Raw genomic sequence first — 25,470 nt, 5'->3', positions numbered from 1 at the left:
ATGACTCTCGATCCTGACTGGATCGCTTCCACTGCCCTTCTCTTGCCTTCGTCAGTGGCATGCGCATACCTCTCGGTCATCGTCGTCGTCTTGTGGCCTATAACGGGGATCACCTTGAGCATCTCGCATATGAGCCGGGTGCTCAAACGGACTCGCAGCTGACCCGTCCAATAACCTCGCCGACTACTCGTACCTCAGCGCCGTCATCGGATCTACTTTAAGCGCCCTCCAGGCAGGCACAAGACTGGCTGCCAGCGCTACCGCCAGCGGCAGCAGCGCAATCACAACGAACGTCAACGTATCAGTGGTGCTAATCTCGAAGAGCAGTCCTGACATCACACGAGTCAGTGCCAATGCCAGTCCGAGGCCGACTCCTATACCGATGACGGCCATTCCTAGCCCTTGCCCGACGATCAGCCTAACGACATCGCCTCCCTGCGCTCCGAGCGCCATGCGGATACCGATTTCATGCTTTCGCTGACCGACCGAGTAAGCCATCAAGCCGTAAATCCCCACCGCCGCCAGCGCCAGCGCCGCGCCAGCGAATATCGCTAGCAACAACATGGTGAAGCGCGGCTGAGCAACCGAGGTTGATAGTGCGCTCCCCATCGTCTCAACCCTGGCGACCGGCACGTCTTTATCGATTGCCTGCACGGCACTTTTGACGACTCCTGTGAGGGCCAGCGGATCGCCAGTGCCGCGCACCGCAAGCATCATGGAGCGGTACACCCCCAGGGCTTTGTCGGCGTTCTGGGAATGTAGAAAATAGAGCTCCGGTTTCGACGTGGCGTCTAACGCCTTGTGTTTCACATCTTTTATGATGCCGATGATCGTCAGCCAGGGGCTGCCAGGTGCACCCATGTTGATCCGCTTGCCGAGCGCCTCCTCGTCAGGCCAGAACTCATGCTTCATGCTCTCGTTGATGATGACAACACCCGGCGCGCCTTCCTGATCCGACGCCTCAAAATATCGTCCCTGAAGCAGAGGGATGCCCATAGCGCGAAAGTAATCTGAACTCACCATGCGGTAGTCGGCGTTCTGCGCGACCGCGTCAGAGGCGCGTGGCCTCCCTTCGATCTCGAAAGAGGCGTTTGAATTCAGCCCGCTCAGCGGTAGAACGGTCGCTGTACCAGCGGCCTCTACCCCAGACGCCGTTCCCACCCGCTCAAGCAATTGCTTGTAGAAGGCGTTCACCTGTTGAGGTTGTGGGTACTTCGACTGCGGCAGGCTGATGCGCGCCGTCAGCACGTTCCGCGGGTCGAAACCAGGGTCGACGTTGAGCAAACGTATGAAGCTCCTGATCGTGAGCCCCGCGCCCGCCAGTAACACCACCGCCAGGGCGAGTTCGGAGATCACCAGCAGGTGGCGCGTACGGCGGCCTGAATTCCCAGCCGTTGCTCTGCCACCTTCTTTGAGCGCGGCGTGCAGATCGGGGTTTGACAATCGCCGCCCGGGCGCCAGCCCAAAAACAATTCCCGCCATCAGTGAGACCGCGAGCGTGAAAAGAAGCACCGTGCTGTTAATACCGATCTCGCCTGTGCGCGGCAGGCTCGCTGGCGCCAGGGCAAGCAGAGCGCCAACTCCCCAGTAGGCCAGCAACAACCCCATAACCCCGCCCAGGACGCTGAGGATCAGGCTTTCCGTTAAAAGCTGTCGAACGACGCGGAGGCGATTGGCGCCCAAAGCCAGACGGAGAGCCATTTCTTTTTGCCGCGCCTCGCCGCGCGCCAGCTGTAGGTTGGCGACGTTGGCACAGGCAATGATCAGTACAAAGGCGGTTGACACAAGCAACAGGAGGAGCGCCGGGCGGACGTCTCCGACAATCAACTCCTGTAGGGGGATCAGATTCAAGCTCGAGGTTGCGTTGGCACCCTTGGGAAACCTTGTTTTGTACTCCACGGCCAGTTGCGCGGCGATCCCATTCAGCTCCACCCGTGCCTGCGTCAGTGTCACCCCTGGCCTGAGCCGCCCGATGGCATCATAGGAGCGGGAACCCGGTTCCACATTAGCGGGGTCGAGTCCCAGCGGCAGCCACATCTCCACTTCAGGGCTCACAAACTGGAAGCCTCGCGGCATAACGCCGATGACGGTGCGGCTGTTGCCGTTGAGGCTCACCTGTCGGCCAATGACGCCCTGGTCAGCGCCAAATCGCCGTTGCCATAGCCCATAACTTAATACCACGACCCGGGCAGGGTCCGGCTTGTCGTCTTCAGCCATGAGGACGCGGCCCAGAACCGGCTGGACGCCAAGCACCGGGAAAAAGTCCGCTGACACCCACGTTGCGGTGACGCGCTCGGGCTCGCCGGCGCCAGTAAAGTTAGTGGCGCCAGTGGCGTAGGCGGCGACCTCTTCAAAAACCTGGTTGCGGTCACGGATGTCGAAGAACTCAACGTCGGTTAGCCCCAGCGTGTGCCCGCCCCTGGAAGGTTCCCAAATCGTGATGATGCGTTCAGGCTCCTTGTAGGGTAATGGGCGAAGCAGCACGCCGTAGATCACGCTGAAGACCGCCGTGGTCGCCCCGATTCCCAGGGCTAGGGTGAGCACCGCAACCGCGGTAAAAGTCGTGCTCCTGGCAAGCACTCTCAATCCATAGCGTAAATCCTGCAAAAAATCTTGAATGAGGTTTACCCGTCGCATATCTCGGCACGCCTCCTTATGCTGTTCCATTCCGCCCATAGCCCGGAGGGCGGCATAGCGCGCCTCTTGTGCATTCATCCCTCTGGCGAGGTTTTCCTCGATTTGTCGGTCGAGATGATAGCGGAGTTCCTCGTCCAGTTCCTGTTCGACTTGGCGATGACGTAGCAGGGACCTCAGGCGGAGCGGCAAAGTGTAAAACCAGTGTTGCAGGCGCATCTCTCAAACTCCCTTCAACTCGACGACTTGGGTAATGGCAGCCGACAGCCGTCGCCAGTTTGCTACCTCTTTTTCGAGCTCCTTCCGCCCGAGTCGCGTCAAAGAGTAATACTTGGCGCGGCGGTTATTCTCACTGGGTTTCCATTCGGCCTTGATCCAACCCTCTTGCTCGAGCTTATGCAATGTCGGGTAGAGTGATCCATCGCTGACCTGTAAGACATCGCCTGAAACTTGTTTCAGGCGCAGACTGATGGCCCAGCCATTGAGGGATTCCAAAGCCAGGATCTTCAAGACCAGGAGGCCTAACGTGCCCTGAACTAAATCTGATGGTTTGCTCATCTATTCCTCTCGGTTACCGAGAGCATAATACAGCCACTCCTCTCGGTAAGCAAGAGGAATATTCAACAAACTGGAAAAGGAAGGAAAAGGCGAGATAGTCCAGCCCCTGTCGTCACATTCCGATGATAACCGGGCGCAGGAAGTCTTTTATGGAGATGGAAAATCTCTCATCTATTGAGCACCACTACCAGGTGCCGGCTGGTCAAGCGTCATCGAATCACAAGTCGGCGCTCTTACCTCAAAAAACAAGCTTCCCTGCCCATTGCTGTCTAAAACACGAAGACCACTGAGACAGTGGTCTTCGGTCAGAGCCTTTGGATGGTTTTATCATCCTGGCATCCACCAGGTGCTGGTCCATATCCCATGATCGCTTCCGGAGGATTTACAACCGGCTCACTCGTATCGCAGAGCGATCATCGGATCGACTTTGCTGGCGCGCCGCGCCGGCAGATAACACGCCAGCAGCGCCACCCCGGCTAACAGGAAGGTGACCGCTACGAAGGTCACCGGGTCGGTCGCGCTGATGCCGAACAGTAGGCTCTTCAGCAGCCGCGTCAAGGCGAGCGCGGCCAGCAGCCCGATGCCTACGCCGGCTGCGGCCAGTCGGGCTCCTTGCCCGACGACCAGGTTCAGCACGTCAACGGTTTGCGCTCCTAGCGCCATGCGCACGCCGATCTCGTGCGTCCGCTGCGTCACCGAGTAGCTCATTACGCCATAGATGCCCACCGACGCCAGGATCAAGGCGACGGCCGCAAACACGCCCAGCAGAAAAGTCCGGAAGCGGGGCGTCGAGACTGACTCCGACAGCACATGCTCAAGTGTGCGGACGCTATAGACCGGCTGATTCTTGTCGAGCCCCTGAACCTCGCCGCGCACGGCGGCGGCGATGCCCTCAGGCTTGCCCGCCGCGCGGATCATCAGCGACATCGACGGTTCGGGCTGTTGGTCGAACGGCATGTACATCTCGGCGACCGCTTCGCCGGCCAGCGCGCGTGGCTTCGTGTCTTTGACCACCCCAACGATTGTCGCCCAGTCTTCCTCCTTCGGGTTCTCATCGTTCAACGTCATGCGCTTGCCGAGGGGCTCCTCGTCGGCGAAGAAGCGGCGCGCCAGCGTCTCATTGATGATGATGACGTTCTGTGCCTTCCGCACGTCGTGTTCGTTGAAGGGGCGACCCTTCAACACCGGAATCTGCATCGTCTCGAAGAAGCTAGGGCTGACCGCGTTGTAGAAAGCCACGGGCCGGTTTCCCGGTTCCGGGGGGCGGCCCTCAATCGCGAAAGCCAAGTAGGAGAATGATGCGTCGGCGGCGATGGGCACGGCCGACCGCGTTGCAGCCGACTGCACGCCGGGGAGCGCCCGCACGCGCTCAAGCAACTGGTTGTGAAAGGCGATGACCGGTGCCGCCCGCTGATAGTTTGGGCCGGTCATGTCGATCTGCATCGTCAGCACGTTTTCGGGATTAAAGCCGGGATCCACCGACTGAAGCTTGAGGAAGCTGCGCATCAACAGCCCGGCGCCGATCAGCAGCACGAGCGAGAGCGCGATCTCGGAGACTACCAGCAGGCCGCGGGCGCGGCGGCGGGCAGCGCCGCCCGTGACGCTGCGGCCGCTCTCTTTCAACGTCTCGTTAAGGTCCGTCCGCGAGGCTTGCACCGCCGGCATGAAGCCGAAGACGATTCCGGTCAACAGCGACACCGCCAGCGTGAAGCCGAGCACGCGGGCGTCAACCGTGACCTCCTTGATGCGCGGCAGGTCGGCGGGGCTCGACGAGACGAGCAGGCCGACTCCCCAGAGCGCCAGCAGCAAACCGAGCCCGCCGCCAACTATGGACAGCAAGAGGCTCTCTGTGAGCAACTGCCGGACGAGCCGCCAGTGCCCGGCGCCCAGGGCGGTGCGGATGGCGATCTCTTTTTGCCGGCTGGCGGCACGCGCCAGCAGCATACTGGCGACGTTGGCCGAAGCGATGAGCAGGACGGCGATGACGGCGCCCAGCAGCACCAGCAGCGCGGGCCTGACGTCGCCGACGATTTGCTCATGCAGTGGCACGAGCCTGATGCTGCGGTCCGCATTGGCCTCAGGATACTGTGCGGCCAGCGCGCCGGCGAGGGCGTCCATGTCAGCCTGCCCCTGCTCGCGCGTGACGCCCGGCTTCAGGCGCGCGATGACGTTGAGGTAATGGCCCCGCCGGTTGTTGAAGCCGAACCCGTGCGAGACCGGCACCCACAACTCCGTCTCGTCCGACATGCCAGGGAGTTCAGGCATCGGCGCGATGACGCCCACCACGCTAAAGCTCTCGCCATTGAGGTCAATCGGCTTGCCGACAATCTCCGGGTCCGCGTTGAAGCGCCGCCGCCACAAGCGCTCGCTGATGACCGCGACTGCGTCTTTGCCCTTCTGGTCTTCTCCCGCGACAAAGCCGCGACCGGCAATCGGGCGAATGCCGAGCGTCTCAAAGAACGGCGGAGAAACAATGGCGCTGCGGATACGCTCGGGCTCGCCCGTGCCTGTGAGGTTGAATGACCAGTCGGCGTAAGCGAGTGTCTGGTCGAAGACATGGTTCTGATCCCGCCAGTCCGCAAAGTTGGGGAACGAGGCGGGCATTTCGCCGCGGCCCAGCTTGACGCTCGCCTCCCACACCTGAACCAGCCGCCCAGAGTCATTAAAGGGCAAGGGGCGGAGCAGTAGTGAGTTGACGACCGTGAAGATGGCGGTGTTGGCGCCGATGCCCAGGGCCAACGTGAACACGGCAATGGCCGTGAAGCCCGGGTTCTTCCCCATCATGCGCAGCCCGAAGCGTACATCCTGCGCCAGCGATTCGATTGACCGGAAGCTCCACATTTGATTGCTCTCCTCTCTCAACCACGTCGGGTTGCCGAACTGCCGCCGCGCCGCGTTGACCGCCTCTCGCTCGTTCATCCCGGCGGCAAGGTTCTCTTCGATTTTCATCTCTAGGTGAAAGCGCATCTCCTCGTCGAGGTCGGCGTCGAACCGGGCGCGGGACCGGTAATACCGCAGCCGCCTCCAGAGTTGAACGAAGTGACTGAGCATAGGGTCTTTCCTCAGGCCGTCCTTAGGACGCGCATGATGGCTTCCAACACGGCCTCGAAGTCGGCGACCTCTTGCCGGAGTTGCTTGCGGCCGGCGGCCGTCAGCCTGTAGAAGCGGGCGCGGTGATTCTTGTCGGACACACCCCACTCGGCCTTGACCCATCCCTTGATGGCCAGTCGCTGGAGCGCCGGGTAGAGCGACCCCTCCTCGACCCGGAGTACGTCGTTGGAGATTTGCCTGATGAACTGCGCAATGCCATAGCCGTGCATGGGCTGGGTGCCGCGCTCCAGCGTCTTCAGGATCAGCATGTCGAGCGTGCCTGGCAGCATCTCTTTCTTCAGTGTCATTTTCATGAATTATCTTTCCATAGAAAATCGATGTATCATGTAGCCATCTATTGAGAATGTCAAGCGGCGAGTGCAAGTGCTTGCGATGACGGTCCTCTTCAGGAGATGCCCAACTCGCTGCTGCGCCCCGGCCCCATCGGAATTGAGCGCGCCGGCAGAACAGGCGTTCGACGCCTAAAAGTGCAAATAAATATATTGAAATCAGAAGACCTATATTGTAGCGTTTCCTTTCAGGTTAAAAACCAATCCTTTACAGTCTCACTTATTTAAATAAAGGAGAAAATGCATGCCTTCCCAGACGACGCTTGAAGCGGTTATTGCTGAACTGAATGTCAGTGTTAATAAGGATATTGAGCCTAACCGTATCATCTGCTTAATCAATCAATCACATGGCCCGACAGAAGTTCCTGTTAGGCAAAGGGGAAAGCAAAGGAATACGCCGAAGATCGTTTTCTGCCTTTTGCTCTCCCTATCTTTTTTTATTTCTGCACAGAAGACGGTCCTTTTCGCCCAAAAGGCCCAGTCCAAAGCAGACTTGACCCCGACCTTCTGGCAGCGGGATCCGGACGCCGACTTTGAAGATGAGGGGCGGATGCATTGTGCGCCGACGGCGGTCTCCGACGGGCTGATTTATCTGGCCAGAGCCTTCGAGATGACCGACCTCGTACCGGGAACGCGGCGTAAGAAGGATCAGATCGAACTCATTGAAGAACTCGCCGAACATTTCCAGACCGATCCGAGCATCGGCGGCACCAACCCGGACAGGATACTGACCGGGCTACAAAGCTATGTGAAGTCCAAGGGCTATGTGTTGAGCCGTCTGGAGCTGATGACTTGGCGTCCAGTTAGCAAGGCAAACAAAAAGTTCAAAATCGGCATAAAGCCTGAGATTTCCTGGATGCGCAGTGCAGCGCGCAGCAAGGATACCGTGATGATATTCAACTTCGGCTGGTACTATGAGGCGGAAGATGGTTACAGCCGGAAAGGCGGCCACTGGGTTGCCGTGGTGGGCGCCGCCCCCGACACGAACGAGTTCTATGTTCACAACCCGATCCTACGGCCCGCCGAACAGTCGGTAAAGAAGTCTGTCGTGCTCAGCCGGTTGGATGAAGACTTTATCCTGGTAGAATCTGGCGGCCAGGAGATCGAAGGAACGAACATGAAGGGCTACTACGACGGCGAGGGCCCCGGCCTGCCTCGTGGTAAGAGCGTCGCAGCCGCGATTCTGGATGCGGTGATCGTTTTCAGTCTTAAGAAGTGAGTTGCTGGTTAGCGGTGTGGAGAACTCATTGAAAAGCGGAGGCCGCGAAGCAAGCCTCCCATCATACCTCTAATGCCGTTCGTGGCCCCGCTGAACGCTGGCGTCTAACGCCAGCAACCTTACACCCGTAGGTAATGCAATGAGCATCTACGTCTTGAAATTCAGTGTCTGGCGAATCGTGTTTCTCATTCTCATGCTTGCATTAATGTTGTACGGCAGGGTATATGGGCTTCTGGTGAAATGAGGGACGTCCGACAACCCGTTACAGCGGAGCGCGAGCAGCGTGGTTCTCATGTTTCGGCCAGTGCCGTCGCCCGCGCGCTGATGCCGGTCGTTAGCCCGCCGGCATTCGGCTTTATAAATGCCGGTCGCGTGAACGGCCTCGCGCTCCGCCCGGTTCGTCGCTCCCAATTTTGGCGACCTTGTGTCGCACGTCTAGCCCGCTCGCGGGGCGGATAACTCATACGAGAAGAAGCCATGAAAATCACAACCCTCCTCCTCCTGCTTTTCAGTCTCGCTGTCAACTCCCTTGCGCAGGCGCCCACATCCGAACGCCAGCCGTTCACCCGTGTGGACGCGCCGGTGGTGGTGCTGGCCCATGTGCGTTTGATTGATGGCACAGGGGCCGCGCCGCGCGACGACCAGACGGTCGTGATTAGCAGCGGCAAGATACAGTCGGTCGGGCCAGCCGCCGGGGCGAAACTCCCGCCAGGCGCTGTCACCCTCGACCTCAGCGGCTACACGGTCCTGCCCGGCCTGGTCGGGATGCACGACCACATGTTCTTCCCGATGGGCGGGTCGCCGCCCATCTACTCCGACATGGCGAGCAGCTTCCCGCGCCTCTACCTGGCGCTCGGCGTCACCACCATCCGCACAGCAGGCAGCGTCGCGCCCTTCACCGACCTTGAGATCAAGCGGCTCATTGACACGGGGCGCATCATCGGGCCGAAGATGCACATCACGGCCCCTTATCTCGAAGGGCGCGGTGCATTCACGCCCGTCATGCACGAGCTGACGGGTCCCGAAGACGCGCGGCGGATGGTGAACTTCTGGGCCGATGAGGGCGCCACCTCGTTCAAGGCTTACATGAACATCACGCGGGCCGAGCTGCGCGCCGCCGTCGAGGAGGCGCACAAGCGCGGCCTGAAGGTCACGGGCCATCTCTGCTCGGTCGGCTTCCGCGAGGCGGCGGAGATCGGCATTGACAACCTCGAACACGGCCTGCTGGTGGACTCCGAATTCGTCTCCGACAAGCAGCCCGACCTGTGCCCGCAGGGGAGTGCCGTTGCCGCCAGCCTGCGGCAGCTCGATTTGAACGGCCTCGCCGCGCAGGAGACGATCCGCACGCTGGTGGCGAAGAACGTGGCAATCACCTCGACGCTCCCGGTCTTCGAGGCGGGCGGCGCGCCGCTCGCGCAGAGCGGCATCGGGGCCGCGAGCGCGCTGCTGAACCCGCGCGTCCTGAGCGTGATGTCTGCTGACGCGCGCGTGCGCTACCTGACGGCGCGGGCCCGCGTCGCCGCAGAGGCCAACTATGTGGCGCTGCTGCGCAAGGCGATGGAGTTCGAGCGCGCCTTCGTACGGGCCGGCGGGCTGCTGGTGGCCGGGCTCGACCCGACAGGCAACGGAGGCATCGTGGCAGGCTTCGGCGACCTGCGCGAGGTCGAGCTGCTGGTCGAAGCCGGCTTCACGCCCGTCGAGGCGATCAAGATCGCCAGCTTCAACGGAGCCAGACTGCTCGGCGAGGAGGCGCGCATCGGCTCGGTGGCGGTCGGGAAACAGGCCGACCTGATGGTCGTCAAAGGGAACCCCGCCGCGAACATCGGCGACATCGAGAAGGTCGAGATTGTCTTCAAGGATGGGGTCGGCTACGACTCAGAGAAGCTGATTCAATCGGTGCAAGGGCTGGTGGGCATTCGGTGACCTCGTACCGCCGACTTCGGTCATGAGCTTCACCGTCGTGGGCCCAATTCGGTATCAGAGGTTTCCTTTGAAGTAAGCCAAAATCTGCCGCGACAATTTCATTTCAAGCGATAGATCGAGGCTGACTATTTGCGAGGGTTAATTGAGCACGATCAGGCCCGGACCCGGAGCGGGAGAGGCTATCCCAAGAAGAACGATGAACAAAATCAATCGGCGTAACTTTCTTCGCGGTACCCTGGCAGCCACCGCCTTTCTAACGGCGGCACGGTCAAACACCTTCGCTGCCAGCTTCAATGCTGAACGCCATTTTGCGCCGGTCAGGGTGGCGCGTGATCGAATCATTCGTGAGGTCGTCGGCCTCCGACCGTATCGTGCCGAAGGCTTTGTCGTTGACGCAGAGCGCCTCGGCGCCAAACTCCTGATTCATAATTATGGGCACGGAGGCGCCGGCATCACCCTGTCTTGGGGAACGGCGTCACTGGCTCTGGATCTAGCGCGAGACTTTCTGGGAGTGCAAAGCTCTCGCGCCCAACGCAGTCGCCGAGCGACGACACATCGACACTTTGCCGTTCTCGGATGTGGCGTTAATGGCTTATCAACCGCGCGTCTCCTGCAACGTCGTTTTCAGGATGGTCCGGGGACGGTGACCATTTATGCCAAAGACCTGCCGCCCGAGACGACTTCCAACATCGCCGGAGGATTCTGGTCGCCCACATCGGTCTACGATCCCCAAGCCGCGTCAACGAAGTTTATCGAACAGTTTCGCCTTGCATGCCGAATTTCCAACCGAGCCTTTCAGCTGCTCGTCGGCCCAGAGTACGGCGTGCGCTGGATAGATACTTTCGAACTCTACCGCAACGAAGCGTCACTCTCTCGGGAATTGACTGGTGGCAATGATCTCTACCCGCAGCAGGAGATTCATCGAGACCCGGAGCATTACTTCGGCTTTCCGTATGTCCGCCAGTACAGCACGATGCTCATCGAGCCTCCGGTCTATCTCAGCGCCCTCTTGCGTGATTTCTACATCGCCGGTGGCAAGTTGGTGGTTAAGGAATTTCGCAATCGCGAAGAGATTATGCGTCTGCCTGAGCCGGTCATCTTCAACTGTACCGGACTCGGTGCGCGTGCGCTGTTTGGCGATCAGGAACTCGGCCCGGTGCGTGGCCAATTGGAAGTGTTGTTGCCACAGCCTGAGATTGATTACTGCTATCTGGGCAGCGGTTACATGTTCCCGCGCCGAGACGGAATCGTTCTGGGCGGCACCTTTGATGACGACGACTGGTCGCTGGCACCGAGGCCGGACCAGGCCACGCAAATCCTCGAAGCCCATGCAAAGATCATGAAGGGGCTCAAGGCATGAAAGGCCGCGCTGCTATGGTCACGCTGTGGGCATTGAAAACCGCTCTAGAGTGCGGCTTTCGATGCCGACTGGCGCAGCCCGCTGCTGTTATATCGAGCGATGATGTTGCGGACATAATCCCTCGTTTCCTGGTAGGGCGGTATGCGGTTGCCATACTTCATTACCGCCCCTTCGCCGGCATTATAGGCGGCCAGAGTCAAATCGACCTTCCCATCAAACATGTCCAGCAAATCCCTCAAGTAGCGGGTGCCCCCCTTTATACTTTGGGCCGGATCATAGGCGTTGGCCACGCCGTAGCGAGCGGCCGTCGCCGGCATCAGTTGCATCAGGCCCTGAGCGCCCTTGCCGCTGACCGCCGTCAGGCGGAAGCCTGATTCCTGATGGATGACACAATAAATCAAGTACGGATCAATGCCGTAACGCTCGCCGTTATAACGAATCAGTGCATCTATTTGCTGGTTTCCTGTACTCCACGCCAGGCCGCTGTTTTGCTGGCTTATCATCGCGACCTCTGCGGAAGCTTTCAGGGCCTGGGCCTTCGCCGCCGCCATTTCTTTCTGGACATTCTCGACTTTCGCACGCGCCTCGGCCAAGGAATTGTCACTCTGTTCGACGTCGCGGCGCGACACCAATCCTTTGTCGAACAGTTCTTTGATCTTCGCGTTCTGGTCGGCCAAACGCTTCAGGCCTTCGTCATACGAGGCGGCGAGCGTTTTCAGGCTGGACTGGTATTGCTCGGCAGCGGTTCCGGTGGAGTCTGCTTTGAGCGGCTTGGTCGCGTCGGCGACCTGGCCTTGCGACTGACTGGATGGGCTGCCTGACCCGCTCGCAGCGGCGGTTTGTGCTTGAGCCGATGCCGCTATGGAAACGATAAACAGAATCATGACCAGCGCTTTATTCTTACACATCTTCAGCTTTCCCCTTGTTAAGTCCCTATTCCCTTGTCCGTATTTGCGTTCCTGAGAAGGCTATTGACGGCTAGCGTCTGCGATTTTTGCGGCCAATTCCTCTAACAGCCTGGCGAGTTGCTCTGCCTTGCGTTCCCCGAGGTGACCAAGCGCCACCGAAAGGGCGTCGGTTTCGGCGCAAAGCGGCACCTTCTTTAAGAGCGCTTCGCCTTGCGGAGTAATATGCAGTGGCGTGCGCCGCCTGTCGCGCGGGTCCGGCTTGCGTTGCAGATAGCCATCACGCTCCAGGGCGTCAACGACGGCGACGAGTGACGGCGGCGTGATCATCATCCGCCGGGCCAGCTCGTTGCTGGTCAGGCTGCCGTGTTCCAGATGACGGAGTATGCCGCATTGCAGCATCGTCATACCCGGGCCGGCAGAGCCGAGGCGCCGTTCGACATCCTTGCGGATGGGTTTGAAGAGGCCCAATAAAGCCGTGTGGACGCGATGATTGTTTTCGCTCATATGAATTAACCTTGATAATTATTAAGCAAGTTAATTAATTTGTCAAGGATTAAAAAAGGCATCATCGGGCCGGTGAATCTGCTGTAATGATTGGGGTTATCTCTCAGCGAGCGATTGCCTTCGGCCTTGGAGTGCGGTGACCGGTCGCCGCACTCCAAACCGGAGATACGCACTCGTCATTTCTTCCGCTGAAGGTCAAGGTGGGCGCGGACATGCTTGTCGCCCGCGAGCATGAAAGTCCAATCCTCGGTGTGATGGTTGGCGTCGATGAGGGTGAACACCGCATGGTGCATGTGCCCGTACTGCGTGCCGCCGGCGACGTCGAGGAAATCGAATTCCAAGGTCTTGCCGTCCGGCGAGAGCTTGCCTTCCATGCGAGGCCGATTACCTGCGTCGCAATAATGCGTCAGCAGCAAGCGATCCGCATCCAGATAAAACATGGTGATCGGATCGTCGGGAATTCCGCTTACCCTCATCTCATGCATGAGGGCGTTCCCCCTGGAAGTCACGCGAAGCGAGACCTGCGTGAGTTTGCCTTCAACCTCAGCGGCCTGCGGGGTGGTTGTCATGTGGGCTTCCCAGGAGCCCTCCAGCGATTTCATCTTCTCGAAAGCCTTTTGCGTCTCCGACGGCGCGACGGCGGTCTTCGGTTGCCCCTGGGCCAGGGCGATGGTGGCTGGCGCAAGCAGACAGATCAGCAGGGCCGCGAAGCGTCTTGGCATGAGTCCTGCGAAAGGGCGGCAAGGGCGTGTGCCAGGACCGTGACCAGGACCCTGGGAATTTCCAGACTCCGTAGCTGCTTCAGAAATGTTGATGGTGTTTTGCATGTTCTCTCCTTTTTGAATGACATGAACGAGTCTCATTGAACGACACTGGCGACCGAGACCAGTGGCATCCCTAAATCACGCACTTTTCTTAGCAATCCATGCAGGGCGGCCTGATCGGCCACCGGGCCGGTTAAGAGGGTCTCGCCGTTATCTTCCAGGGCGACGGCCAGGCCACCAAACCAGTCTGTCCATTGAGCGCCCAGATGGCCTTTGACCCTGATTTGGTAGACCGTCGGCTGGCCTGTATCCGTTTTTCGGTTCAGTGCGTCTGCCATTACCTTGCACCTTTTGCGGGCGGCCTCAATGGTTCGCGCCAGCGGCGGCAAGCGGCAACCGTCAGTGCCAGTGACAAAAACTATCTACCGGCGCTTGAGGCCACCCGCTTGCGCCACGGGTCTCCCGGTGCCTTCAAATAATGTTTGAGTACGTAGCCCCAAGGCATCACGACGAGAACCAGGATAATGCCAACGATATTATCCTTCAGCGTTCCTTTCATATCCGCATCCAGCCCCTGAGCCGCCCCTAGCCGAAGCGCGAAAGCGAGAATCCAGATGGTCTTCCACAGCAATTCGAAGAAAAGCACGGGAAGCAGCTTGAGCGGATAGCGGATTCCCAGGACGGCTAGAAGCGATACGGCAGCGAGCACGCTGCGGACGACTGTGCCCATGTGCGATATGTTTTCGGGAGGGCGAATAATCGCCGGCCATATCATGATCGTTAAGCCCACGGCAATCACTATGTACCCGGCCCTCAACAAGTAGAGCCTGAATATAGACACTTCGGACATCGACTATTCCCTCCGCTAGCCGCTTAATATTAGGCGGCTGCAACCAACGCTGTTTTAAGCTGTGCCGCTCGCCACGGCTACTGACACACCCAAAATATCGTTAATGCGGTATGGGCGTGTAGATACTAAAGTATGGTTTTGGGTATTGTTTTGAGGCGACTGAGGAAAAAGCGCCCGGGGTTTGGCTATAACAGCCCCAGCTCGCGAGCCCGCGCGACGGCTTCCGTGCGGTTTCTTACCTCTAGCTTCGAGAAGATTCTCTGATTGTGCCCTTTGACCGTTATCAGGGCGAGGAAGAGCCGCTCGCCGATCTCTTGATTGGAGAGTCCCTGGGCAATGAGGCGTAGCACTTCTAACTCGCGTCGGCTCAATGGCTCGCTGCCGAGCTGGGCAGGTGAGGCCGGGGGCAGTGAAGATTGGTCCTCGCTTTTCCGCTTCTCGGTTTCAAATACCGCCAGCAGCTTACCGACATACTCTGGCATCACGCCACGAGCCGCCGCCGCCAACAGGTGAGCCATTGGCGCACCTTCGTCGATAAAGAGGCGGACGAAGCCTCCGGGCTCTGCCAGCGCCAGGGCGTCTCCCAGCAGTTGTAGCGCCTTGTCTTGTTCGCCCTGCACATCGTAAGCCACCGATTGGAGGACCATCACCTTGAGCCGTTCATCCTCCCAGCCCCTGGCCTCCGCCTGTTGGCGCAGTCGCTCCAGCACCGCCAGGGCTGCCGCCGCGTTTCCCCTGGCCAGGTGGACCCGCGCCTGGCTGATGGGGAGCTGGTGCGTCTCGGCCAGCCGCTCGGCGGCCACCAGATTGCCCTGATGAAGGAAAGTAAGCACCTGTGCAGCAGCCACTTCAGCCGCCCGATGCGCGAAGTTAGGCTGGCGCACGGACTGACTGGCTTGAGCGAGAATGGCCGCCGCGCCGGCCACGTCTTTGCGGGCGAGTTGCAGACGCGCGAGAAAGACTTCACAGAGAATAAATCGATCAATCACCCGGTCATACTGCCGCGCGAAGTGGAGGCCCTGCCGCCCGTGTTGTTCGGCGGCATCGAGATCATTCCATTCGTAAAGGATACGGGCCAGGCCAAGATGCGCTTCGTGGATAATTTGCAGCGGCTGATCACCTGCCATTTGCAGCACACGCCGGTAGGTGGCGGCCGCCAGACCGAGCTGGTTTTCTGCTTCCTCGACATTGCCCAGGCCAACGGTCGCGATGATGGCGGTGAAGATATCCTCGCTTGCCTGGCTGAGCGATATGGCTTCAGTCAAGGCACGGCGGGCGGCGGCCCAGTCTCGCGAGAAGAGGTAGGCATACCCCATCGTCCAATAAGCGGTAGCGCGGGAAATAACCATGTCGGGGTTCAGGTACTCCAGGGCGCGGCGCGACTGGGCAAGCATGGTGTCTACCTTGTAACGAGTGAGAGCCAGCACCGCCCTGGCAGCGGCAATCAGTCCGACAAGGTTTCGATCTTCCTCTTGCGCCTCGCGGCCTCGCAAGGCGTCTTCAGCCGCTTGGAGTTTCTCTTCCACGCCTGCGGTCTGGCCATTGACCAACAACAATGAGGCATACCTCCACCACAACCAGGGTCTGGCGTCGAGGACGGTCTTTGGCAGTGATTTTAGCCAGTCTAAGATAGCGGCCACCGCGCCGCGCAGGTGCTGGGGTATCCGGTCTCCTGCGATGAGTTGCTGGGCGCGCTCGACATCATCAGCGGCGGCAGCATGGTGGAAGGCTTCAATCGCCAGGCCATTCTCTTCAAACCACCGACTGGCACGGATGTGCAGCTCGTTGATGCGGCGCTCCGCATCCTCTGGTGATGAGGCGATGCTCTGGTGCAGCCTCTGCCGCAGCAAGTCGGCGAAGAGGTGGTGATAGCGATACCAGCGCCGCTCGTTGTCCAGGGGGATGATGAACAGGTTGGCGCGCTCAAGCGTGGCGAGGGTTTGCTGGCCCGAGCCAGATCGTTCAAGCAGAACGGCATCACATAGGGGACCGCACAGCCGGTCAAGGATAGACGTGCGCAGCAGGAAGGTCTGGACGCTTTCTGCCTGCTGCTGTAGGACCTCTTCAACCAAATAGTCGAGCACGAAATGGTGGCTGCCGGTGAACGACTTGATGAAGCCGGCGGCGTCTTTATGCCCCTGCAATGAAATGGCGGCCAGTTGCAGCCCGGCGATCCAGCCTTCGGTGCGGGCTTCCAAAGCGGCAACGTCTTCCGCAGAGAGCTTGAGGCCCATGGTCTGATTGAGAAACTCAGCCGCTTCCGAGGGGGTAAACCGCAAGTCGGCGACGCGCAGTTCGGTCAACTGGCCGCGGGCGCGTAAACGGGCCAGCGGGAGCTGTGGGTCCTCACGGGTGGCGATGACCACATGCATCTGCGGCGGCAGGTGTTCGACGAGAAAGGCGAGGGCACGATCAATCGCTTCGGCGTCAATAACGTGGTAGTCGTCAAGGATGAGGACGAAACCATCGGGGATGGCGCTGATCTCATTCAGCAAGGCGGTTAAGATCGCTTCGGTCGGCGGCGGTTGCGGCGATTGCAGCATCCCCGCAACCGCCTTCTCGATATTCGCCGCGACCGCCTGCAAGGCGGCGGCGAGGTAAGCTAGAAACTGTGCGGGATCGTTATCCCCTTCATCCAGTGACAACCAGCCCACCGGCGGCTTGCAACCGGCGACCCATTCGCTGAGCAGCGTGGTCTTGCCAAAGCCGGCGGGGGTAGATATGAGGGTCAGCTTATGGTGCAGGCCCTCGTTCAGACGCTCGATCAGACGGGGGCGCAAGACGGCTTTAGGCCGAGGCGGGGGGATATAAAGTTTCGTAGCCAAAATCTGTGCAGACATAAGAAACACATGCCCCAAAGTTTAAAAAGCCGCAAGGCCCAATCCCGGCCTCAAGCAGCGCCGCGCCAACGATTGGCAAAACCGAGCGTATGTAGGAACGAGAAGGACTCCTATAGAGTTTCAAATCCTGCGGATAACCCAGGCGAGGTCAGGGGTGACGAATTCGGGACCAGGTTAGTAGACATCAGCGTTAATCAGCCGTATTCTTCTGACTGGTCGGTGGCGATACGCTGTAGAGATTTCAACCCGTTGCAGCCAATTGTTAATTCGCGGCGCGGTTGAATCATTAGTCCTCATCATCCGTCGGTTGGAGGTCCGAATCCTCCGGGGGCCACCAATTCTTTCAATGGGCACAAATGAAGTTAGGAAGGTTATGAGCGGTCGAGCAAAGGTTTGGGGAATTTTTCTGGTCTTGATGCTACTCCTGCCAGGCGCACCCGTCGCCCTGGCGAAAAAGAAGAAGCTGCCGGATTTGATCGTCGCCCACTTCAGCAGTGACACAACCGTCGTCGTCGGCACGCCTTTGCGAAACGTCTCGACGGAAATTCTCAATCAGGGCAAAAAACCGGCGGGCGCGTTTCGCCTTCATTACTATCTGTCGCTTGATCCCACGATCACGCCGCAAGACTTCGATACCGGCGCAACCTGCGAGATCGCTGGCCTGGCGCGAGACGAAGCCGGTGGCTGCACGACGAGCATTGATCTGCCGGCGTCGCTTGTGCCGGGAACCTATTACCTGGGCGTTATTGTTGACGATCAGGAAGCTGTGGGCGAAGCGGACGAGAGCAATAACCTCGGCGTCTTCGGGCCGATTACGGTTCATCCCAAAGACGTCGGACCGCCGCCCGCCCCCGGCACCATCCACATAGACGGCGACCCGAGTGATTGGGCAGAGATCGCGCCGATCCTCAGTGACGCCGGCGGTGACGGGCCGTTCGATTCGTCCGGGCGCTACATCGCGGGGAGTGATTTTCTGCGCATCTGGGCGACGAACGACAACGCCTACGTTTACTTCTTGATGGAATTTGCCGGCGCGCCTTACACGGGCGGCATCCAGCTCTTTTTCGACACCGATGTTAATCCTTCGACCGGCTGCACGGGAATGGAAGCGGTGATCTTCACGTCGCCGGCTGAGCCCGGCGGCCACCTGGCGCTCGGCGACTACCGCAACTGTGTGGCAACGGACGATTACCCCGGCGCCATCTTGTCTGCCGTGCAGGAACGCGACGGCCACAGCTTTCTCGAAGGCCGCGTGCTTATGGATGATCTGTTCAGGCAGACGCCGGGGCGCAGGGACTTTCGCATCTTTGCCAGAGCCGATTTCGCAGGAACCAGCGATACGGTCTGGCCGCCGACAGTCTACTCGTTGACGGAACATTATCCGGGCGGCGCCAATCTGCGCATCACTTTCGACACGCCCGAAGTGCAGCCGGATTTCACTCAGCCGTGCGGCGGGCGTTTGCCCGCCTGGCGTTACGGGATGACGCTCACCGAAGTCGGCGGCGTCGGCCTTCACATCACCAGCTACAAAACGGTGCTGTACGACAGCAACGGCGGTTATCTGATCACGCTCGCGGCCAACTCGGCGGCAGACTTCGCCCGGCTGTTTGTCGCTTGCGGAGAGAATGGCGATTACATCCCTGCCAACGGCAAAGCGTGCAGCCAGTCGCTCTGCCTTAACGCGACCAATGCCAGCGGCGGCCAGATCGATATGACCTTCGACGGCTTTGACGATAAGGGCAACCCCGTGCGATTCACGAGCGGCAAGCTCATTCTGAGATCGCGATAAACAAACGCTGCCGCGCCAGCCACCCGCCGGCTACTTCTGCTTGAGCGAATAGACCTGACCGCCAACCTTGATCCTCCCCTTGGGCGCTGCGGGCGCGCCGGCGGCTCGCTATAATTGAGGCAAGAGATTGAAGCAGAGGCGAGCCAGCTTGTTCGTTGATGAGGGGCAAATGGAATTTCAGCTTGAAGAAGCCATCGCGATTCTGCGCCGTACGCCGGAGACGTTGAGTGTGCTGCTCAAAGACTTACCCGAAGCCTGGTTGACCGCGAATGAGGGCGGCGATTCATGGAGCCCTTACGACGTCGTCGGCCATTTGATTCACGGCGAAGAGACCGACTGGGTGCCGCGGGCTCGAATCATTCTTGAGCGCGGCGAGGCGCAAGCGTTCACACCTTTTGACCGCTTCGCGCAGTTTGAAAAATCGCGCGGCAGATCGCTCGGAGAATTGCTGGAAGAATTTGCCGGCCTGCGCTGGCAGAATCTCACGGCGCTTGCCGAATTGCGCCTGCGGCCTGAGCAGATGCGCTTGCGCGGCACGCATCCCGAGCTGGGCAGCGTCACGCTCGGCGAGTTGCTGGCGACCTGGGTGGCGCATGACCTCAGTCACGTCGCGCAAGTTCTCCGCGTGATGTGCCGGCAATATGGCGAAGCCGTCGGCCCGTGGAAACAATACCTGCCGCTGGTGAATGGCGACCGGGGCTAGCCTTCGCCTGATTCAGCGACGCGGCGCTTGGCTTCGTCAATCAATTCGTTGTTGCGCTCATAGGAAAGCTCGCCGTCACCGCCCGCCATCGGTGGCGGGTACTGATGGCGGCTGTAGACCGGGTAGGCTTCCGTGCGCAGGTGCGCCAGCATATGATGGCCGCGCCGCGCCGCCCGCTCATGTCTTAATGCCGAAATGTCTATGGGCGCGACAACGATGCGCTCGCCCGGCCCCGGCGACGCCTGCGCCAGAATGCGCCCGTCAAAATCAACCACCATGCTGCCGCCCGGCCAGGAGTAGGGCGGATAGAATTTCAACTGCGCGCCTTGATTGGCGGCGACAACATAAGCGGTGTTCTCAAGCGCGCGACAACGGTTCACCACCGTCCACCAATCCATCGGCTCGGTCGCGCCCCACGGGTCCATGTAAGCCGACACCCGAATCATCACCTCCGCGCCGTTGGCCGCGAGTTGCCGCATGGCTTCGGGAAAGAGCCAGTCGTAACAGATGGCGCAGCCGATGCGACCGAGCGGCGTGTCGGCAACCGGAAACAAGGGCTCGTCGTAGCCCTCAAGGTCGTGCGGGCTGGCGTGAACTTCGTAAGGAATCCATGTGTTCACCTTGCGGTACTTGTACAGCACGCCCTGCGGCCCGATCAGGCAAGTTGTATTGAAGACCACATTCGGCCACTTCGGGTCGAGTTCGATCATCGAGCCGCTTTGAATGTAGATGTCATGCTCGCGGGCTTTCTGCTCCAGGCGCTCGGTATGCTCGTTGGGGATTTCGACGGCGAGCTTTTGCCGCAACTCCTCGACCGTGGGAAAGACCGGCGCGGCGTGAGCGAATTCGGGAAAGACCGCCAGCCGCAGCGGCAGGAAGGGCGCGGCGCCGGCGACCGCCGCGTCAATCATGGCCAGCATGCGGTCGGTCGAGCGGCGCATCTCGCGGCGCTCTATGGGATTCGGCATGTCTGTCTGACATGCCGCGACGGAATAACGAATGTGCTGCATATTACACTTCCTGTATTGATGACTTCAGCGGCGAGGATTGCCGCTTGATAGATTCGGCGCAATGACCGGCTCGGCAAACGTGCTTTCGATGCGCGGCAGCGGCGCGGCGATGATGCGCGTGTTGTAGCGCTCAATCAAACGGCGGCGCGCGGCGCTCAGCGGATAGCTCTCCGGTGCGCTGTACGGGTACTGCTTCATGCCGTGAAACGGCAACGGCGCGACCGCATCGGGGCTCGCCGAATGAATGTCCATCTCCTTGCTGAAGCCGTCGGCATAGAGCAAGTAAGTCCGCTTCCAGCCCGCCGGCAAAGGCGGCAGCCGCGTCGCGTCGAAGGATAAGATGATCTCGTCGCCGGGCCGCGAGACGACGAACAGATCGTCGGTTTTCATAAGCAGCTCGCGCACGTCGCCTTCGCGCGTGTAGCGACCGGGCATCGTCTTCCACGGCGACTGCGACGAGACGCGTGCGTAATCATAGCCGAACGGCTCGCGCCCGTCGGGCGTCGTCTCGGCTGAAAACCCGCGCCAGTGCAGGTCGGCCACGAGCGGGTCAAGCCGGGTCATCTGCATTGCCGCATCACCCGCCGATGTGTCAACCAGAACCTGATCCCAGTAGATGCGCATGTTGGTCACGATGCGCACCTCGCGGCTCGCGGACAGGAACTTGCCGGTCAGATCAACCGTCACGGTCTGCGGGCGGCCCACGGGAATGCCGATGTCTTCGATGACGGTCTGCCAGCGGCCCCGCGAATCTTTGACTTGCAGCGCCGGCAACTGTGCCGCCAATCCCGATTGCGAAGCGGCGACGTTGTCGCTCGAAAAGGCGTAATCGGTCCAGCCCGTGAGCAGCAACACGGTGCGCCCCCGCGCCGTCGCGCCGAGGTTCATCGTCAGCATGTGCGGCTCGGCATAGCCGCGAATGCGGTGCAGCGCGAAGTCATCAACGAAGCGGCGATCTCGTTTCGCCAGCCGGTCGCGCACGTCCCGACCGCGATCATCTATGGCGGTGATCGGCGGATGCGCGTTGCGCGTCGTCCAGAGCTTGAATGGCCGCGGCGGCTCGGTCATGCCTTCGTTGGGATAGATTTCCGTGTCTGCCGGATGCGCGACGGCGATCAGTTGCAGGCGATCAACGTAGAGTACTTCTTCAAGCTCGTTGGTGACGCGCAGCTCAAAGCGCCCGTCACGCGCCTTCAATTGGTCATCGCGGATGCGGACATATTCATCCGGGTCGGGCGTGTTGCGCTGGCCCGGCGCTTCCCAGTAACCCATCTCGCCGCCGCCCATGAAATCGGTGATGAACTCGAAGCGCTCGCCGTTCCATGCGTACAGGAAAGGGCAGGACGATGGCTTGCGGTCACTCTCTGTGATGGTGAACCGTCCGACAAGCGGTAATTGTTTGTCGTTAGGTTTGGCATTGGGGAGAGGGATGCCGGTTTCGGACTGCAAGGTGCCCGAAGGCCAGAGGACGCGCACGGCGTCAAATGCCGCGCGCTTGCCGAGACCCAGGATGATGCTGGCAGGCGCGGGCGCCGGACTGGCCGAATAATTTTCGAGCTTCTGGTAAAGGCTACCGGCGCGCGCCTCGACCTTGGCGCCTACGGGCAAGCGTATCTTGCCCTTGTCGTTTAAACCCACAAGCCGCACACTCAGCGAAGCGTTCTTATTGCCGCCGTCGTTGCGCGCCGCCTTGACTTCGCCCGCCGCCGAGATGGCGATCAAGTCTGTGTCGTCATCGCCATCAATGTCACCTGCCGCAAAGGCGCGAATCAGGGTTCCCGCGCCGAAGAGATCTTTGCTGATGGCGCGCTCGCTGGTGTTCTCCCATTTGTTGCCGAGATTACGCAGCACGCGCACACCATTGCTGGTCGCGATTACCAGATCGAGCAAACCGTCATTGTCGTAATCAAGAAACTGTGCGGCGGTCACGGCCTCGGTTCCGGCAGACGCCGCGGCGGTCGTGAAGCGGCCACGCCCATCGCTCACAGCCAGTGTGCCCGCGCCGTCGGCACGGCCAAAGAAGAAATCGGTGTAGCCGTCTTTGTTGACGTCGCCCGCCGCCGCGCAGGTGAATGCGCCTTTGACGGTCAGCCCGACTTCCGCGGCGACGTTGCGGAACGTGCCGTCGCGCTGGTTGCTGTAAAGCGCCGGTTGATCGCCGGCGTTGACGACCAGCAGATCAACGTCACGGTGGTTGTCGTAATCGGTCGGCACGACGGCGACCGCGTGCGCCGTGCCGCCACTCAGTTTTGCCGCCGCCGTGTAGTCGATGAACTTGCCATCGCCATTGTTCCTGAGCAGCAGATTCGGCGCGGCGGCGAAGTCGTCGGGAAAGCTTAGCTGACGACCGGCAGCACCCGCCGGGGCCTTCGTCAGGTCGGCACAGCCGGCGATGAAGATGTCGAGGTCGGTGTCGTGATCGACATCTACGAACGCGACCGAGAGCGCCAGGTAAGGATAATTGGGAATGCCCGCGGCGGCGGTCGCGTCAGAGAACTTGCCGTTGCCATCGTTGTGATAAAGCGTCAATCCGCCGTAGCGCAGCACGAGCAGATCGGGCTTGCCGTCATTATCGTAGTCGCCGGCGACCGCGGCGATGCCGACGGTATTCGCCGGCGTCTTCGACAGGCTCGCCGTCTCGGTCACGTCAACGAATTTGCCGCCGTCGTTGCGGTAGAGCTTCTGTGACGCGGCGTTGGTGACAAACAGATCAAGGTCGCCATCGCCATCATAATCAAACAGCGTCACGCCGCCGCCAAATGAAGCGGCCAGATCGCGCTTCGCCTTGTTGTTCCACTCCGCACCATTGATCGCGCGTCCGATGACCTTGCCGGCGGGCACACCGTCCGGGGCTTGCGGTGGTGTGCCGGAGATCACGCTCGCAGTCGCGTCCGCGAAGGTGACTTCGGGCGTCGCCGTTGAAACCAGCTCGGGCTCGGCGCCGGTCGAGGCAATCGCTTCGGCGTAGCGCCCATGCTCCAGGTACTCTTTGCCGATATCCGTGCCGTAGTGGGCATCGCTTACCTTCTTGAACTCCGCCATCACGCGCGTGCCCTCTTCGCGCTGGCCCGACTGCATCAGGGTGAGGCCGAGGCCGTACAGCGCCGTGGTGTTATATGACTCGGTTTCAATCGCGTGGCGGAAAGCGGTGATGGCGTTCGGGAAGTCGCGCTGCTGTTTGTAGAGCTGGCCGACGTTAATATTCGCTCCGGGGTCGCGCGGGTCAATGTCGAGAACGCGCTTGAAAGCCGCCATCGCGTCGGGTGGGCGATTCTGCACCTTGGCAATCATGCCAAGAGTGTAATAGACCTGCGGCGCCGCAGGCGCAACCGTTTCAGCGGCCTTCGCTTCGCGCTGCGCGGCGTCATATTCGCCGGCGTAGAAGAGCGCGATGGCCAGATTGATCTGTGCCATGGCGAGCTTTGGCTCAAGGCCGAGGGCGCGGCGAAATTCTTTGACCGCATCCGGGTACTTGTACTGCTCAAGCAGGGCGACGCCGATGTTGTTGGCGCGATACGCCTCTTCGCGATTCGCTGTTTTCGCATCCGTCTGGTTATTGGTTAAAGCGGTGAAGCTGGCGGCAAGCAGAATACTGCTGATGAGTGCGGCGGCGAGCAACAAACGTCCGGTCTTCATAAGTATGTTTATAAATCCAGGACGCCGGTCTGTCCATGCCCGCTTGCCGCGGTGGCGCGGGGAAGAGAGACGCGGCGACAAGGCGATGGGGCGAAAGCAAGGCGGCCCACCCCTGGCCGTGGCGCGTTTCAATCCTCTTCCCTAATCTAAGCGGGCAGGGTTATCAGGTCCGTCGAATCAGATTGATGAGGCCGAGGCTGGCACATTGGCCGGGACTAGCCGCCGAGGGTGATCATTTCGAGCTTGCGGTGTTCTTTGGCTCGATAGCCGTCGGGCGATTGCAGCGCTTCGAGGCGTTCGTCCGAGTAGCGGTCGTCGCGCCGGCCCCAGACTTTAATAATAAACTCGCGAATCTCGTCGTCGGTCGCGCCGCTGCGGAGCAGGCTCTTCAAATCATGACCGCGCTCGGCAAACAGGCAGGTCACCAGATGGCCATCGGCGGTCAGGCGGGCGCGCGTGCAATCTGTGCAGAAGGGCTCGGTCACCGAAGCGATCACGCCGACGCGGCCACCGCCATCCACAAAGTCATAGTCTACCGCCGGGGCGGCGGCCTGCTCGCGCCCGACCTCGCGCAGCGGGTAACGCGCATGAATCACTTCTAAAATCTCGCGCTTCGCAATCATCTTCTCGGATATCCAGCGGTTGGCGTTGCCCACGTCCATGTACTCGATGAAGCGCATGGTGAAACCGTGCTCGCGGGCAAACTCGACCAGCGGCAGGATGTCGTCTTCGTTGACGCCGCGCTCGATCACCGCATTCAGCTTGATCGAAGCAAAGCCCGCCCGCTGCGCCGCAAAGATGCCCTCCAGCACGGCACGGAGGTCGCCGCGCCGGCGGATGCGCGCGAACTTCTCAGGGTCGAGCGTGTCGAGGCTCACATTCAAACGCTTCAGGCCCGACGCCGCGAGCAAGTCGGCTTTCTCGGCGAGCAGCGAGCCGTTGGTCGTCAAGCAGAGGTCTTGCAAGCCGTCAATGGCGGTGAGCTGGCGAATCAACACGTCAAGGTCGCGGCGCAAGAGCGGCTCGCCGCCGGTCAGGCGAATCTTCTCTACGCCGAGCCCAACAAACAGACGGGCCAGCCGGCTGATCTCTTCGAAGCTGAGAATCTCGCGCCGCGCAATCCACAGGTATTCGTCGTCCGGCATGCAATAGGTGCAGCGGAAATTGCACCGGTCGGTGACCGAGATTCTCAGGTCTTTGAGCAATCGGCTGTAGCGGTCGTGGGTCATGAATTCACCTGTGATGACTGGTATTCTAACGCAGCTCGAAAGCGCAAGCCAATCACAGAACTTAAACCGCCAAGACGACAAGACCGCCAAGAACAGATCAAGG

At 60.3% G+C, this 25,470-nt stretch carries 18 protein-coding genes; 5 read left to right on the top strand and 13 right to left on the bottom strand.

Annotated elements, in window-relative coordinates; genetic code table 11:
* Positions 1–183 precede the first annotated feature (183 nt).
* The 4 genes from VJ464_23375 to VJ464_23360 form a co-directional block, all read right to left on the bottom strand.
* Positions 184–2,853: an ABC transporter permease gene (locus tag VJ464_23375; protein ID HKQ08087.1), complete on the bottom strand. Its 2,670-nt coding sequence runs from the start codon at positions 2,851–2,853 to the stop codon at positions 184–186.
* A gap of 3 nt (positions 2,854–2,856) precedes the next feature.
* On the bottom strand, positions 2,857–3,192 hold the full coding sequence (locus tag VJ464_23370; protein ID HKQ08086.1) for a PadR family transcriptional regulator: 336 nt from the start codon (positions 3,190–3,192) through the stop codon (positions 2,857–2,859).
* 393 nt (positions 3,193–3,585) lie between these two features.
* On the bottom strand, positions 3,586–6,243 hold the full coding sequence (locus VJ464_23365; GenBank protein HKQ08085.1) for an ABC transporter permease: 2,658 nt from the start codon (positions 6,241–6,243) through the stop codon (positions 3,586–3,588).
* Between the two features lie 11 nt (positions 6,244–6,254).
* Positions 6,255–6,590: a PadR family transcriptional regulator gene (locus VJ464_23360; GenBank protein ID HKQ08084.1), complete on the bottom strand. Its 336-nt coding sequence runs from the start codon at positions 6,588–6,590 to the stop codon at positions 6,255–6,257.
* 286 nt (positions 6,591–6,876) lie between these two features.
* Here VJ464_23360 and VJ464_23355 point away from each other — a divergent pair, with 286 nt between their 5' ends.
* The 3 genes from VJ464_23355 (at position 6,877) to VJ464_23345 (ending at position 11,134) form a co-directional block, all read left to right on the top strand.
* Entirely contained in the window at positions 6,877–7,851 is a 975-nt protein-coding gene (locus VJ464_23355; protein ID HKQ08083.1) for a hypothetical protein, read from the top strand.
* 477 nt (positions 7,852–8,328) lie between these two features.
* Complete coding sequence (locus VJ464_23350; protein HKQ08082.1) at positions 8,329–9,774, top strand: amidohydrolase family protein; 1,446 nt, start codon at positions 8,329–8,331, stop codon at positions 9,772–9,774.
* A gap of 196 nt (positions 9,775–9,970) precedes the next feature.
* Positions 9,971–11,134 (top strand): FAD-dependent oxidoreductase, encoded by a 1,164-nt coding sequence (locus VJ464_23345; GenBank protein ID HKQ08081.1) that lies wholly within the window; start codon positions 9,971–9,973, stop codon positions 11,132–11,134.
* 44 nt (positions 11,135–11,178) lie between these two features.
* Here the strand turns inward: VJ464_23345 and VJ464_23340 are convergent, their stop codons facing one another.
* The 6 genes from VJ464_23340 to VJ464_23315 form a co-directional block, all read right to left on the bottom strand.
* Positions 11,179–12,042 carry a lytic transglycosylase domain-containing protein gene (locus tag VJ464_23340; GenBank protein ID HKQ08080.1) on the bottom strand — a complete coding sequence of 288 codons (864 nt, stop codon included), beginning with the start codon at positions 12,040–12,042 and terminating at the stop codon, positions 11,179–11,181.
* 60 nt (positions 12,043–12,102) lie between these two features.
* Complete coding sequence (locus tag VJ464_23335; GenBank protein ID HKQ08079.1) at positions 12,103–12,546, bottom strand: MarR family transcriptional regulator; 444 nt, start codon at positions 12,544–12,546, stop codon at positions 12,103–12,105.
* Positions 12,547–12,722: 176 nt separating this feature from the next.
* A complete protein-coding gene (locus VJ464_23330) occupies positions 12,723–13,268 on the bottom strand; it encodes a hypothetical protein (protein ID HKQ08078.1) in 546 nt (181 codons plus the stop codon).
* A gap of 137 nt (positions 13,269–13,405) precedes the next feature.
* A complete protein-coding gene (locus VJ464_23325) occupies positions 13,406–13,648 on the bottom strand; it encodes a hypothetical protein (protein ID HKQ08077.1) in 243 nt (80 codons plus the stop codon).
* A gap of 80 nt (positions 13,649–13,728) precedes the next feature.
* On the bottom strand, positions 13,729–14,160 hold the full coding sequence (locus VJ464_23320; protein HKQ08076.1) for a hypothetical protein: 432 nt from the start codon (positions 14,158–14,160) through the stop codon (positions 13,729–13,731).
* A 185-nt stretch (positions 14,161–14,345) separates the two neighbouring features.
* On the bottom strand, positions 14,346–17,000 hold the full coding sequence (locus tag VJ464_23315) for a LuxR C-terminal-related transcriptional regulator (GenBank protein ID HKQ08075.1): 2,655 nt from the start codon (positions 16,998–17,000) through the stop codon (positions 14,346–14,348).
* Between the two features lie 373 nt (positions 17,001–17,373).
* Between VJ464_23315 and VJ464_23310 the strand changes: the two genes are divergently transcribed.
* Both VJ464_23310 and VJ464_23305 read left to right on the top strand, forming a co-directional pair.
* The gene (locus VJ464_23310) at positions 17,374–18,789 is read left to right on the top strand and encodes a CARDB domain-containing protein (GenBank protein ID HKQ08074.1); all 1,416 of its coding nucleotides are present in this window, start codon (positions 17,374–17,376) and stop codon (positions 18,787–18,789) included.
* Positions 18,790–18,958: 169 nt separating this feature from the next.
* Positions 18,959–19,492 carry a DinB family protein gene (locus VJ464_23305; protein ID HKQ08073.1) on the top strand — a complete coding sequence of 178 codons (534 nt, stop codon included), beginning with the start codon at positions 18,959–18,961 and terminating at the stop codon, positions 19,490–19,492.
* On the opposite strand, the gene VJ464_23300 is transcribed toward VJ464_23305, so the two are convergent.
* From VJ464_23300 to moaA, 3 genes are all read right to left on the bottom strand, one after another.
* Complete coding sequence (locus VJ464_23300) at positions 19,489–20,502, bottom strand: nitrilase-related carbon-nitrogen hydrolase (GenBank protein HKQ08072.1); 1,014 nt, start codon at positions 20,500–20,502, stop codon at positions 19,489–19,491. The genes VJ464_23305 and VJ464_23300 overlap by 4 nt on opposite strands.
* Positions 20,503–20,526: 24 nt before the next feature.
* A complete protein-coding gene (locus VJ464_23295; GenBank protein ID HKQ08071.1) occupies positions 20,527–24,138 on the bottom strand; it encodes an FG-GAP-like repeat-containing protein in 3,612 nt (1,203 codons plus the stop codon).
* A 215-nt stretch (positions 24,139–24,353) separates the two neighbouring features.
* Positions 24,354–25,367: a GTP 3',8-cyclase MoaA gene (moaA, locus tag VJ464_23290; protein HKQ08070.1), complete on the bottom strand. Its 1,014-nt coding sequence runs from the start codon at positions 25,365–25,367 to the stop codon at positions 24,354–24,356.
* Positions 25,368–25,470: the final 103 nt, after the last annotated feature.

Source organism: Blastocatellia bacterium, assembly GCA_035275065.1.
GTDB lineage: Bacteria > Acidobacteriota > Blastocatellia > UBA7656 > UBA7656 > DATENM01.
Note: the sequence above shows the minus strand (reverse complement) of the source record. Positions and strands in the feature narration are given on the sequence as shown.

Coding starts and splice junctions, on each gene's coding strand:
- VJ464_23300 (HKQ08072.1), bottom strand. CDS start 20,502: ATGCAGCACATTCGTTATTCCGTCGCGGCATGTCAGACAGACATGCCG.
- VJ464_23295 (HKQ08071.1), bottom strand. CDS start 24,138: ATGAAGACCGGACGTTTGTTGCTCGCCGCCGCACTCATCAGCAGTATT.
- VJ464_23330 (HKQ08078.1), bottom strand. CDS start 13,268: ATGCCAAGACGCTTCGCGGCCCTGCTGATCTGTCTGCTTGCGCCAGCC.
- VJ464_23345 (HKQ08081.1), top strand. CDS start 9,971: ATGAACAAAATCAATCGGCGTAACTTTCTTCGCGGTACCCTGGCAGCC.
- VJ464_23375 (HKQ08087.1), bottom strand. CDS start 2,853: ATGCGCCTGCAACACTGGTTTTACACTTTGCCGCTCCGCCTGAGGTCC.
- VJ464_23365 (HKQ08085.1), bottom strand. CDS start 6,243: ATGCTCAGTCACTTCGTTCAACTCTGGAGGCGGCTGCGGTATTACCGG.
- VJ464_23360 (HKQ08084.1), bottom strand. CDS start 6,590: ATGACACTGAAGAAAGAGATGCTGCCAGGCACGCTCGACATGCTGATC.
- VJ464_23310 (HKQ08074.1), top strand. CDS start 17,374: ATGAGCGGTCGAGCAAAGGTTTGGGGAATTTTTCTGGTCTTGATGCTA.
- VJ464_23350 (HKQ08082.1), top strand. CDS start 8,329: ATGAAAATCACAACCCTCCTCCTCCTGCTTTTCAGTCTCGCTGTCAAC.
- VJ464_23315 (HKQ08075.1), bottom strand. CDS start 17,000: ATGTCTGCACAGATTTTGGCTACGAAACTTTATATCCCCCCGCCTCGG.
- VJ464_23325 (HKQ08077.1), bottom strand. CDS start 13,648: ATGGCAGACGCACTGAACCGAAAAACGGATACAGGCCAGCCGACGGTC.
- VJ464_23335 (HKQ08079.1), bottom strand. CDS start 12,546: ATGAGCGAAAACAATCATCGCGTCCACACGGCTTTATTGGGCCTCTTC.
- VJ464_23370 (HKQ08086.1), bottom strand. CDS start 3,192: ATGAGCAAACCATCAGATTTAGTTCAGGGCACGTTAGGCCTCCTGGTC.
- VJ464_23320 (HKQ08076.1), bottom strand. CDS start 14,160: ATGTCCGAAGTGTCTATATTCAGGCTCTACTTGTTGAGGGCCGGGTAC.
- VJ464_23340 (HKQ08080.1), bottom strand. CDS start 12,042: ATGTGTAAGAATAAAGCGCTGGTCATGATTCTGTTTATCGTTTCCATA.
- VJ464_23355 (HKQ08083.1), top strand. CDS start 6,877: ATGCCTTCCCAGACGACGCTTGAAGCGGTTATTGCTGAACTGAATGTC.
- VJ464_23305 (HKQ08073.1), top strand. CDS start 18,959: ATGGAATTTCAGCTTGAAGAAGCCATCGCGATTCTGCGCCGTACGCCG.
- moaA (HKQ08070.1), bottom strand. CDS start 25,367: ATGACCCACGACCGCTACAGCCGATTGCTCAAAGACCTGAGAATCTCG.